Genomic DNA, 12,328 nt, shown 5'->3' with positions numbered 1-12,328 from the left:
GCCTAGGCCGACGCGTCGAGGATGACTGAGCGCGTCAGGTTGCGCGGCAAATCGGGATTCAATCCGCGCACGCGGGCGCGCTCCAAGGTGACCTTGTGGACCCGGGCGAGTTCGGCGAGCGGGTGCTTGTCCGTGTGGATGTAGAGGGCTCCGGTCACGGCCATGTCCTGGTCCAGGCCGTCGGGCTGGCTGCCGAAAAGCCAGGTAACACGTCCGGGAGCCGCGATGGAGATCGGGCCGTGGCGGTATTCCATGGCCGGGTAGGACTCGGTCCAGCCTTGGACTGCCTCACGCATTTTCAGGCCTGCTTCGTGGGCCAGGCCTACGGTCCAACCGGTTCCGAGGAAGGTGAATTGTTCGGCGTCCAGGAGTTCCTGCTCAACCGGTGCGGTGACGGCGCTGCGAGCGTCCGCGATGGCGGTGGCGAGGTCGATGCCCAGGCTGCCCAGCAGGTACACCAGTGCGGTGGTAGCGAAGCGGGTCTGGACCACGGAGCGCTCATCGGCGTAGGGCAATCCGATGACGGCATCGGCCAGGTCCACGATGGGCGACGACGTGTCTCCAATGATCGCGACGGTAGGAACAATGCCCTTGAGCGCGGCCAGGATCTCCAGCACCTCGGTGGTGGTGCCGGAACGGGTGATCGCTACAACGGCGTCGTACCTTCGCCCGGTGCTGTTGTGGTTGAGGAAGGCTTCGGAGGCAGCAAACGCATCCGTGACGCCTTTACCTGCAGATTCGCGGGCCGCTGCGTAGCTTTGGGCCATGAACCAGGAGGTGCCGCATCCAATGACGGCGATCCGCTGGCCATCCGCCGGGAGACGGTTTTCCGCGCTTGCCTGCTCCACCGCGCGCTGCCATACGGCGGGCTGTGATTCGAGTTCCTCTTCCATGAAGGCACCCAGGGTGTTGTTGCTCATCGTGTGTTCCACTCCCGCTCAGGCAATGACGTTTTTTGATCTATAGAAACACTAAACGATCAATTTCAATCTCACAAGGATCACCGGCAGCGAGCACTGACGTCTTTCGCTCATCCTCGACGCCGCTTCGATCACACGAGCAATCATGTGAGAACTTGTGCGAAAACACGAATATTCCGTTAACTCTTGTCAACTTCTGTCCAATGCATCAGGCTTGTCGAGTCCGGAAGAACATGATTGTTACTCGCTCGGAATAATCAAGAAGGAGCACTATGCCCGGCTTGTCATCCCCCAGACGCATCGCCTCGCTGAGTTTGGCCTGTGTCGTCGCTTCCTCCTCGCTCGGCTTCCTCGCCCTCCCGCCCGCCACCGCGGCTCCCTCGTCCGAAGCCGCAAGCCCCGGTGCCGCCACCCTGAGGTCCGGCCAGCTCAACGTGGAAGTGTCCACCTCTTTCCCCCAGGTCTTCAGCTACACCGATACCGCCAGTAAAGCCTCGCTGGACGGCTCCCGGGCCCGGCTGCACACCATCACCATCAACGGCACCGAATACGAGGCCACCGGCACCTCCACCACCTCCGGCAAGGAGGCCATGGATTACGTCCTGACGGTTCCCGGGTTCGGCAACGCCACCATCACGGCACGCCTTTCCGTCAAGAAAAACGTGGTGTCCTTCAACATCACGGGAATCAAGGACTCCCCTGACCACGTGGTCAGGACTCTGCAACTCCCCCGCCTGAACCTCGTATCGGTGAATTCCACGCAGCCCGGCGCGCAGGTCTCAACGGCCAACCTGTCAGTTGACAGAGCAGTAACGGGCGACGAATTTACCCCTGTCACAGCATCCACCCCCTTGGATCCAGCGGCGAAGAGCTCGGCCTATGCGCTCGCCAATACCGCCACCCTCGGAGCAGCGCTGGAATCCAATGCCCTCTATGACAGCTCCTCAGGATCCGGAGCCAAGGACCGCGGCCGGTTCTGGCGCCAGGCGGTCTCCGACGGTGCGGGCGGAGTCTCCCTGGGCATCTCCAGCGGCCAATGGCTTTACCGCGCTGAAGGATCAGGCGCCACGGAAGAACTGCCGTGGACCCGCGTGGCCATCACCACCGACGCCAACGCAGACGGCGCCGTGGACTGGCAGGACGCCGCCATCGCCATGCGGTCCATCCAGGTCAGCGCCAACAAGGGCGATCAGACCCCGGACAACGTGATCACCCACATCCCTTTCAACTTCGCCTCACAGGCCACCCACCCCTTCCTGCGCACCCTCGACGACGTCAAACGGATCTCCCTGGCCACTGACGGGTTGGGCCAGGTGGCCATGCTGAAGGGTTACACCAGCGAAGGGCACGATTCCGCCAACACCGATTACGGGAACAACTTCAACACCCGCGCCGGAGGCCTGGCGGACCTGAACACGCTGGCCAAGGAAGGCAAGGACTGGAACGCCAGCTTCGGGGTCCACATCAACGCCACCGAGATCTACCCGGAAGCGAAGTCCTTCAGCGAGGATCTTCTCCGGGCAGACAAGGCGCTTGGCTGGAACTGGCTGGACCAGTCGTACTACATCAACCAACGGCAGGACATTACGTCCGGCAAGCTCGCCCAGCGCATCAAGGAACTGCGCGAGGCCACGGACAAGAACCTGGACTTCGTCTACGTGGACGTCTACTACGAGTACGGCTGGCTCGCCGAGCGCCTCCAGCAGGAGCTCGTCAAGAACGGCTTCCGCGTCGGGTCCGAATGGGCGGACCACCTGTCCAGGAACAACACCTGGTCCCACTGGGCCAACGATGAGAAATACGGCGGCTCCACCAACAAGGGCATCAACTCCCAGATCCTCCGGTTCATCAACAACAGCCAGTCGGATGTGTGGAACCCCGATCCCAAACTTGGCGTGAGCCACATCGTAGAGTTCGAAGGCTGGACGGGCCAGAACGACTTCAATGCCTTCAGCGAGAACATCTGGACGGCCAACCTGCCCGCCAAGTTCCTGCAGCACCACCCCATCACCAAGTGGACCGCTGACCGGATCGACCTCGCAGACAATGTTTCCGTGACGGGCAATACCGCCGAAGCCCGCAACATCACCGTAGGCGGCGCGTCAGTGCTGACCGGGGGCACCTACCTGCTCCCCTGGTCCTCCAAGGAGAACAACACCCTGGACAAGCTCTACCACTACAACCCCGCCGGCGGTTCCACCACGTGGACGCTGACCAAGGATTTCGCCAAGGCCAAGTCCCTGGAGTTGTTCAAACTCACGGACAACGGCCGGGTGAAGGTTGCCGACGTTCCCGTGTCCAACGGCCAGGTCACTGTCACAGCCGACGCCAAACAGCCCTACGTCCTCACAACCAAGAGCAACGCACTTCCCAAAAAAGCCGACTTCGGTTCAGGGACCGTCTTTGCCGATCCCGGCTTCAACGGCTCCGACCTGACGGCCTGGAACCCCACCGGCTCCGTCACCCAAGTACGCGACGACAAGGGCCGCCGCTTCGCGCAACTGGGCGCATCGCCGTCGTCGATCGGCCAGGAAGTAAAGCTCGACGCCGGAACCCAGTCCGTTAGTGCGTGGGTGGAAATCCAGCCGGGCAAAACCCGGCCCACCACCCTCTCCGTCACGGTCGACGGGAAAACCGAGCGCGTCACGATCGACTCCTCCAACGCCGAGAACTTCGTGGCAGGGGACGAAAAACACGGCACCTCGTTCCAGCGCCTCCGGGTCCTGGTGGACGTGCCGCGCAACAACACCAAGGCGACCATCACCCTGAAAGCGGACGACGGCGACGCCACAGTGCGCGTCGATGACTTCCGGACGGTGAAGACCGCCCGGGTGGCCACCACCGGCGTGCTCAGCGAAGACTTCGAAAACGTTGACCAAGGTTGGGGACCGTTCGTGAAAGGCAACGCCGGAGGCTCCACCGACCCCCGGACGCACATCACCGAGCGCCACGAACCCTTCACCCAGAAGGGCTGGCACACCAACGTGATCGACGAAGTACTGGACGGCCAATGGTCCTTGATTGCCCACGACGAGAACCTTGCAACCAGCGGAGGACCCGGCCTGGTGTACCGCACCACGGAGGCAACCGTTCCGTTCAAGGCCGGTCACAAGTACAAGGTCTCGTTCGACTACCAGAACTCCAAGGCCGGGCAATACGCCTGGGTGTCGGGATACGATTCGGCGGCCGGACCTGCGGTGACGGGAAGCCAGCCGATCGACGCCAAGACCAGCACCACCCGCTTTGAGCAGGTGTTCGATACGGGATTCTGCGGAGACTACTTCGTGGGCCTGCAGCGCACCGGCAGCGCCAACGGGTCAGACGTCACCCTGGACAACCTCCTGGTGGAGGACCTCGGCGCCTCCGATTCTGTCCCCGCCTGCGCCCAGCTCACCGCTGCCCTCCAAGGCGACGTGATCCAGCAAGGCAAAGCCCAGGACTTCGTCACGACGTTTGTTTCCGATGAGCCCGCCGCCATCAAGGACCTGTCCGTGGCGTTGGAACTGCCTGAAGGCTGGACCGCAACTCCCTCCACCCCGGGCACGGCAGGCAACCTCCCCGCCGGGGGAACCCTGGCCTCGACATGGAAGATCACGGCGCCGGCCACCGCCGACGGCGACTACCCCATCACGGCAAAGGCAACGTACACCACCACGGCAGATCCCGTGGGCCAGCGGACCATCAGCACCACCACGTCCGTGCGGACCCTCCCCAAGCCGCCGCAGGCCACCGTCTATGCCAGCGACCACCCCTGGGTGAGTGCAACCAACGGTTGGGGGCCGGTGGAGAAGGACCTGTCCAACGGAGGTACCGGAGCTGGTGACGGCACACCGCTGACGCTCAATGGCACCGTCTACTCCAAGGGACTCGGGGCGCATGCCAACAGCGCCATCCGCTACTTCCTGGGCGGCCGTTGCAGCGCCTTCACGGCAACCGTGGGGATCGACGACGCGCAAGCGACCCGGGGCAGCGTGAAATTCTCCGTGGTTGCCGATGGAACAGCGAAGGTGACAACCCCGGTCCTCGGGGCCACGAGTGCTCCCCTGCCTTTGACGGCGGACATCACCGGGGCGCAGTACGTGGACCTCGTTGCCAACGATTCCGGTGACGGCAACGGCAACGACCATGCCGACTGGGCGGACGCGAAGTTCACCTGCTCCTAGGCTGTTGCCCCGCTCCTAGACAACCTGCCGGCCGGCCTGCCACACCGAATGCGTCAGCGGGATACCCGGCCGGTAGGCAAGGTGCGTCGCCGACGGCGCCTTGAGCATGTGCAGGTCCGCGCGATGACCGACGGCGAGCGAGCCCACCGCCCGTTCGCCGTCGACGTCGTTCCCGGACTCCCGGCCCAACGCCAGGGCGCCGCCGTACGTCGCCGCCCGGACGGCTTCGTGGACGCTCAAGCGCATCTGGAGGACCGCCGTCGTGACGCAAAACGCCATGGAACTCGTGTAGGAGGTACCCGGGTTGCAGTTGGCCGCCAACGCGATCTGCACGCCGGCGTCGATCAGTTCCCTGCCGGGGGCCAGCGGCTGGCGCGTCGAGAGGTCGCAGGCCGGGAGGCACGTGGCGACGGTGCCCCTGGAGCCGGTACCGGTGGCGGCATCCCAGCCCGTCCACGTACCCGCGAGCGCCCGGATGTCATCTTCCGAAAGGTAATTCACGTGGTCCACGCTGGCGGCACCGAACTCCACTGCCAAAGCCACGCCCGGTCCTTCGCCCAACTGGTTGCCGTGCACGCGCAACCCCAGTCCAGCCTCGCGGGCAGCCTGGAGGACCCGGCGGGACTGCGCCTCGGTGAAGGCACCGGTTTCGCAGAACACATCAGCCCAGCGGACGTACGGCAGAACGGCGTCGAGCATCTCGCCGCAGACCAGGTCCGTGTATTCTTCGGGGTCGGAGCCGGCCGGTACCAGGTGGGCTCCGAGGTAGGTAACCTCGTCCACGAGTTCAGCGGCAATACGGGCGCTCCGGGCCTCGTTCTGTACGTCCAGCCCGTAGCCAGTCTTGCTCTCCAGGTAGGTGGTGCCCTGCGAGACGGCTTCCTGCACCCGGGCGCTGACCAGTGCGCTGAGTTCGTCATCGCCTACGCTGCGTGTGGCGTTGGTGGTTACGCCGATTCCGCCCGCGCTGTAGCTTTGGCCGGCCATGCGGGCCTCGAATTCGGCGGTGCGGTCGCCGGCGAAGACCAGGTGGGAGTGCGAGTCCACCCAGCCCGGCAGGACGGCGCGGCCTTCGGCGTCGATCTGGTGGTCCGCTGCCGGGGCTTCGGCACTGGAACCGATCCAGGAAATCCGCTCCCCTTCCAGCACGATTGCGGCGTCCTTCAGGACCCGGTGCTCCAGGTCCTGGGTCATCAGTTCGCCGATGTTGGTGATGAGTGTGGTTCCGGTCATGTCCCTATTGTTCAGCGCCGGATGGACCAACGGACTGCTGCCAGTTGCTCCGCTGTCCGGGATTCCGGACTCTCGGGCTGGACGTTTCCGAGAATGAGAGCCGCGGCGAGCTCGGCAATGGCGGACGATGTTTGGAAACCGTACCCGCCCTGCCCGGCCAGCCAGAAGAACCCCGGGGCCTCGGCGTCGAAACCAACCACGGGTACGCCGTCGGCGGCTTCTGTCCTCAGGCCGGTCCAGGAGCGGTCCACGGACTGGATGCCGAGGGTGGTAACGGCATTGAGGTTGGCTATGAGCTTATCCACGTCGCCGGCGTACGGTTTGGCGTCTTCGGCTCCGCTCGGCACATGCTCCGACGGCGAAATCAGTACCTGGTTGCCTTCGGGCCGAAAGTAGAAGGAATCGTCGGCCGCGCACACCATGGGGGTTTGGGGAGCGAGCGGGTTTTCCACGTTCACGATCGCCGCTGTCCGGCGGAACGGCTGCAGGCCGAGTTTCTCGACTCCGCTGATGACAGCCAGCTCGTCAGCCCACGCTCCTGCCGCATTAACCACGACGGCGGACTGGAAGCCTTCCGTCCCTGCGCCCACCTCCCAGCCACTTCCGATGCGCTGCGCCGAGTGAACCCTGGCTCCGGTGATGATGTCCGTGCCAGCTGCTTCGGCACGCTTGCGGTGGTCTTCCAACAGCAGCGGTGCGTTACAACCGTATGAGCCACTGTCCAGTCCGGCTGCCGTGAACGAGTCCGGCTTCAGGGCGGGGCACAGGTCCAGGGCTTCGGCATGGGTGATGCTGTGCATGTTGCCGCTTGCCTCGGCCTTGACCGTTGCTTCGTCCCCCACCAGCATGAATCCGCGCGGGGTCAGGACCGGCTCCGGCAGGTTTTCGTCGCGGGCCTTCATGAGTTCGAGCGTCCGGATGGTCAGTTCCTGCACCACCGGAGGGCCGTAACTGGGGATCAGTTGGCGCGCCGACCGTGAGGAGGTATGGAAGGCCAAGGATTGCTCCGCCTCCACCAACGCCACGGAACACTTCCCTGCGAGGGCCGATGCCAGGGACAGCCCGGCGATCCCGCCGCCAACGATTACCACGTCATACTTCGAAGCCATGCCCCCATCCTTCCAGACCCTCTCTCACCGAATCACCCCATCCACCAAACCCTCTCTCACCGAATCACCCCATCCACCAAACCCTCTCTCACCGAATCACCCCATCCACCAAACCCTCTCTCACCGAATCACCCCTTCCACCAAACCCTCTCTCGCTCTTTTCCGGGGAATGAACGGGGCGCCGATAGAGGGCAACGCGGTGAGAGAACGTCCCCAAAACAGGGGCATTCGGTGAGAGAACGTCCCCAAAACAGGGGCATTCGGTGAGAGAACGTCCCCAAAAAAGGGGCAATCGGTGAGAGAGCGTGCCGGAAAAGGGGGTGGTCGGTGAGAGAGGGTTGGGTTAGGCGACTGCGGCGCGGCTCTTGACGAACGCCTGGACGCAAGCCTCGACGTCGTCCGTGCTGTGCGCGGCGGAAAGCTGGACGCGGATGCGGGCCGCGCCCTTGGGCACTACGGGGTAGCTGAACGCGGTGACGAAAACGCCATGGCCGAGCATCTCGTCGGCGATACGCGCCGCAACCACGGCGTCACCGAACATGACCGGGATGATGGCGTGTTCGCCGTCGAGCAGTTCAAAGCCTTCCTCGCTCATCCGGCGGCGGAACAGCGCAGCGTTCTCGAACAGGCGGGTGCGCAGCTCGCCCGATCCCTGCACGAGTTCCAAGGCCTTGATCGTGGCCGCAACAATGGCCGGTGCGAGGGAGTTGGAGAACAGGTACGGACGGGCCTTCTGGCGCAGCATGGCCACGATCTCGCCACGGCCGGAAACGTATCCACCGGAGGCGCCGCCAAGGGCCTTGCCGAAGGTGCCCGTGTAGATGTCCACCCGGTCCGAGACCCCGGCGTGCTCAGGGGTACCGGCGCCGGTGGATCCCATGAACCCGACGGCGTGGGAGTCGTCCACCATCACCAAAGCGTCGTGCTTCTCGGCGAGGTCGCAGATCGCTTCGAGGGGCGCCAGGTAGCCGTCCATGGAGAAGACTCCATCCGTGACGATGATCTTGCGCCGCGAACCGGACGCCTCCACGAGCTTGGCTTCCAGGTCGGCCATGTCCTGGTTGGCGTAGCGGAAGCGCTTGGCCTTGCTCAAGCGGATGCCGTCGATGATGGAGGCGTGGTTGAGGGAGTCGGAGATGATGGCATCGTCCGGGCCGAAGAGGGACTCGAACACACCACCGTTGGCGTCGAAGCAGCTGGAGAAGAGGATGGTGTCTTCGGTCCCCAGGAACTCCGAAACGCGGGCTTCCAGTTCCAGGTGCAGGTCCTGGGTGCCGCAAATGAAGCGCACGGAGGCCATGCCGAAGCCGCGCTCGTCCATGGCGGACTTGGCGGCGGCGATGATGTCCGGGTGGTCGGCCAGGCCCAGGTAGTTGTTGGCGCAGAAGTTCAGGACCTTGTTGGCGGGTTGGCCGAGTTGGCCCGCGGCGATGTGGCTGGCCTGGGGTGAGTCGATGTGGCGTTCGGTCTTGAAGAGTCCGGCGCTGCGGATCTCGTCCAGTTCGCCCTGCAGTTGGTCTTTGATGGCTGAGTACATTGAATTGCTCCTGAGGATTCTTAGAGTTCAGTCCAGTCGAGGACCACTTTGCCGCCCACGCCGTTGCGGGCGATCTCGAAGCCCTTTTCCCACTCGGTGGCCGGCAGCTTGTCGGTGACGACGGCGGAAATGCTGCGGTGCAGTACCGGGTTGGAAGAGAGCATGGCGCTCATGGCGTACCAGGTCTCGAACATTTCGCGGCCGTAGATGCCCTTGAGCGTGAGCATGTGCGTGACCACCTTGCCCCAGTCGATGTCGATGGACTGGCTGGGCAGGCCGAGCATGGCGATGCGTCCGCCGTGGTTCATGTTGTCGATCATCTCAGGCAGCGCCGTGGGGTGTCCCGACATTTCCAGGCCGATGTCGAAGCCCTCGCGCATGCCGAGAGCCTGCTGCGCTTCGCGGACGCGCATCTTGGACACGTCCACGGCCAGGTCCACGCCCATCTGCCGGGCAAGTTCGAGCCGCGGTTCAGAGACATCGGTGATGGCGATCTTGCGTGCACCGGCGTGACGGGCGACAGCGATGGCCATCAGCCCGATCGGGCCGGCACCCGTAATCAGGACGTCTTCGCCCACCAGCGGGAAACTCAAAGCCGTGTGCACGGCGTTGCCGAAGGGGTCGAAGATGGCGCCGAGTTCCGGGGTGACGGATTCGTCGTGGTGGACCCAGACGTTGGTCTCCGGGATGACGACGTATTCGGCGAACGCACCATCGCGCTGCACGCCCACGGAGACGGTGTGGATGCACATCTGGCGGCGTCCGGCGCGGCAGTTTCGGCAGATGCCGCAGACCACGTGGCCTTCGCCGGAAACCCGGTCCCCCACCTTGACATCGCGGACGTCCTCACCGATCGCCACCACTTCGCCGTAGAACTCGTGTCCGGCAATCAGGGGTGCCTCGATGATGCTTTGCGCCCACGCATCCCAGCTCTGGATGTGGAGGTCCGTACCACAGATACCCGTGGTCATGACACGGATCTTGACGTCGCCGGGGCCCGCTTCGGGCTCGGGACGGTCGACGAGTTCGAACCCGGCGTGTGGTCCGGATTTGTAGAGAGCCTTCATGGGATTCCTCACTGGCTTGATGCTGCTTCGCTGCTGCTGAGTCCATTGAAGACCCGGCAACGATTTAGCACAACTAGATTCTTCTCAATCCACGATTTAGGATTTGCTAATGGAAATCCACCAACTGCAGATGCTTCGCGAGCTCGGGGACCTGGGCAGCGTCAAGGCCGTGGCGGAAACGCTCATGGTCACGCCGTCGGCCGTTTCCCAACAGCTGGCGTTGCTCCAGAAGTCGGTGGATGTGCCGCTCACCCGCAAGGAAGGCCGGGCCCTGGTGCTCACCGACGCCGGCCGCGTGCTCGCCGAGGCGGGTGCCGCCGTCGTGAATGCCATGGCGGATGCCCGCGCGGCAATCGGCGCCTACCACGACGCTCCCGACGCGCCGGTCAGTGTCAGCGCCTTCCACAGCGCCGGGCAGGCACTGTTCGCACCGCTCGCCGCGCTGCTGGCTTCGGGAAAAGCGTCCGACGGCGGGATGTCGCCACGGTTGCGCCTGTCCGACGAGGATGTGGCCCAGGAGGATTTCCCGGGATTGGTGGCGCGCTACGACCTTGTCCTGGCGCACCGCATGGATAACAGTCCCCCGTGGCCCGAGGACAAGGTGGCGGTGATCCCGCTCGCGGATGAACCCCTGGACATTGCCTTGCCCGCGGACCACCCGCTGGCAGCACACCGCGAACTGGAGCCGTCCGACGTCGTGGATGAACCCTGGGTGACCAGCCGCGATGGGTACTCCCCCGCGGACGTGCTGGCCGCCGTCGTTGCTGTGAGCGGGCGCCCGGCCGAAGTGCTGCACCGCATCAACGACTACTCGACCGTGGCGGCGCTGGTTTCGGCCGGTGGGGCAATCGGGCTGCTGCCGAGGTTCACGGCACGGCGGGTGCTGGATGCCGGCGTGGTGCTCCGGCCGTTGTCCGGAGTGAATTCCGTGCGGAAGATCGACATCCTGGCCCGGCCGGAGACGCTTAAACGGAAATCGGTCATGACGGTTTGCGAGTCACTTCAAACCGTCATGACCGGGCTTTCCGCACCCAAGTAAGTCGCATTAGTGCGCGTTTTCAGCGGTCAAAACGAGCTTAACTGCGACCCAGTTGGGCTAGTCGCGGACCAAGGCGGGCTGGCCGGCGTCGAAGTACTCCACCAACTCCGCGGGCAACTCCGGGACTTCCCGGGCGGACCCATCCGCGCGCAGTGATTCTGCGGCCAGGATGCCGGCCACCACGGCCTGGCGGGCGGCGATGGGGCTGGTCTGGGTCCGGCCGCCCTCCGAAGCGAACCGCAGGAACTCCTCGATCAGCCGCGGATCCGCGCCCCCGTGGCCGCCTTCGCCGTCCTGGATGGTGATGACCTGGTCCGGCTCGCCCCGGCCGGAGGTGCGCGACGTCCAGACGTTGATGGTCTCCCCCGGCCCGTCGCCGAAGTTCTCGATCCTGCCCTTGGTACCGATGATCGTGTAGTTCCGCCAGTAGTCCGGCGTGAAGTGGCACTGCTGGTAGGAGGCCAGGACGCCGTTGTCCAGCACCATGTTCATCATGGAGATGTCCTCGACGTCGATCACCTCCGCCAGGTCCTGCTGCTCCGTGGGCGGCCAGTTGTCCAGGGAGAACCAGTCGCCCATCCGCTTGCCGTCGTTGTTGGCGCGGTTCGTCACGTCGCCATAGACAGCGAGGTCGCCGACTGCCGCGACGCGCTTGGTGTAGCCGCCGGCCAACCAGTGGATCACGTCGATGTCGTGGGCACCCTTCTGCAGGAGCAGGGACGTGACATTCGCCCGCTGGGCATGCCAATCCTTGAAGTAGTAGTCGCCGCCGTGTCCCACGAAGTGGCGGCACCACACGGCTTTGACCTCACCGATGACTCCTTGCTCGATGAGTTGGCGCATCTGGACCACCACGGGCATGTGGCGCATGTTGTGGCCGACGTACAGCCGGGTGCCTGTTTCATAGGCGGTCTTGAGGATCAGGTCCGCGGCCTCGAGCGTGACGTCCAGCGGCTTCTCGCAGAACGTGGGGATGCCGGCTTTCAGGGTACGGATGGCGACGGCGGCGTGCTGGTTGTCCGGGGTCAGCACCAGTACCGCGTCCAGGCCGCTGACCAACAATTCCTCAAGGTCGTCCGTGATCCGTGCCGAGGGGATGCGCTCGGCGGCATCCGCCCGTCCCCGTTCGCTGAGGTCACAGACGATCGTGACGACAGACCCCTGGCCGGGCTTGTGGGCGTGCTTCCACAACCCCGAACGCAGGCCGAAACCCACGATGCCGACCTTCAAATCCTTTTCCATGGTGTGCACATTCCTTCT

Annotated in this window: 8 protein-coding genes; 2 read left to right on the top strand and 6 right to left on the bottom strand. The window is 64.5% G+C overall.

The genetic code is table 11. From position 1 onward, the window contains the following. Nucleotides 1-2 precede the first annotated feature (2 nt). Nucleotides 3-920: an SIS domain-containing protein gene (locus tag ACIQTZ_RS10020; RefSeq protein WP_402980019.1), complete on the bottom strand. Its 918-nt coding sequence runs from the start codon at nt 918-920 to the stop codon at nt 3-5. A 272-nt stretch (nt 921-1,192) separates the two neighbouring features. Here ACIQTZ_RS10020 and ACIQTZ_RS10015 point away from each other — a divergent pair, with 272 nt between their 5' ends. Continuing rightward, entirely contained in the window at nt 1,193-5,083 is a 3,891-nt protein-coding gene (locus ACIQTZ_RS10015) for an endo-alpha-N-acetylgalactosaminidase family protein (RefSeq protein WP_402980016.1), read from the top strand. A gap of 15 nt (nt 5,084-5,098) precedes the next feature. Here ACIQTZ_RS10015 and hutI read toward each other — a convergent pair whose 3' ends face one another. The 4 genes from hutI to tdh all read right to left on the bottom strand — a co-directional run bounded on the left by hutI (nt 5,099) and on the right by tdh (nt 10,029). Next, nucleotides 5,099-6,316: an imidazolonepropionase gene (gene hutI, locus ACIQTZ_RS10010; protein WP_402980013.1), complete on the bottom strand. Its 1,218-nt coding sequence runs from the start codon at nt 6,314-6,316 to the stop codon at nt 5,099-5,101. 11 nt (nt 6,317-6,327) lie between these two features. Further along, entirely contained in the window at nt 6,328-7,425 is a 1,098-nt protein-coding gene (locus ACIQTZ_RS10005) for an NAD(P)/FAD-dependent oxidoreductase (RefSeq protein ID WP_400331203.1), read from the bottom strand. Between the two features lie 343 nt (nt 7,426-7,768). After that, nucleotides 7,769-8,962 (bottom strand): glycine C-acetyltransferase, encoded by a 1,194-nt coding sequence (locus ACIQTZ_RS10000; RefSeq protein ID WP_400331201.1) that lies wholly within the window; start codon nt 8,960-8,962, stop codon nt 7,769-7,771. 20 nt (nt 8,963-8,982) lie between these two features. After that, nucleotides 8,983-10,029, bottom strand: a complete 1,047-nt coding sequence (tdh, locus tag ACIQTZ_RS09995) for an L-threonine 3-dehydrogenase (protein ID WP_402980010.1) — start codon at nt 10,027-10,029, stop codon at nt 8,983-8,985. Nucleotides 10,030-10,138: 109 nt separating this feature from the next. Here tdh and ACIQTZ_RS09990 point away from each other — a divergent pair, with 109 nt between their 5' ends. Continuing rightward, nucleotides 10,139-11,068, top strand: coding sequence for a LysR family transcriptional regulator (locus ACIQTZ_RS09990; RefSeq protein WP_402944090.1), 930 nt, complete (start codon nt 10,139-10,141; stop codon nt 11,066-11,068). Nucleotides 11,069-11,125: 57 nt separating this feature from the next. Here ACIQTZ_RS09990 and ACIQTZ_RS09985 read toward each other — a convergent pair whose 3' ends face one another. Further along, nucleotides 11,126-12,319 carry a Gfo/Idh/MocA family protein gene (locus tag ACIQTZ_RS09985; RefSeq protein WP_402980008.1) on the bottom strand — a complete coding sequence of 398 codons (1,194 nt, stop codon included), beginning with the start codon at nt 12,317-12,319 and terminating at the stop codon, nt 11,126-11,128. Nucleotides 12,320-12,328: the final 9 nt, after the last annotated feature.

Origin of the sequence: Paenarthrobacter sp. NPDC090520 (assembly GCF_044769205.1) — a bacterium.
In the GTDB taxonomy this organism is placed as follows: Bacteria; Actinomycetota; Actinomycetes; order Actinomycetales; family Micrococcaceae; genus Arthrobacter.
This window is presented reverse-complemented; position numbering and strand designations above follow the sequence as displayed.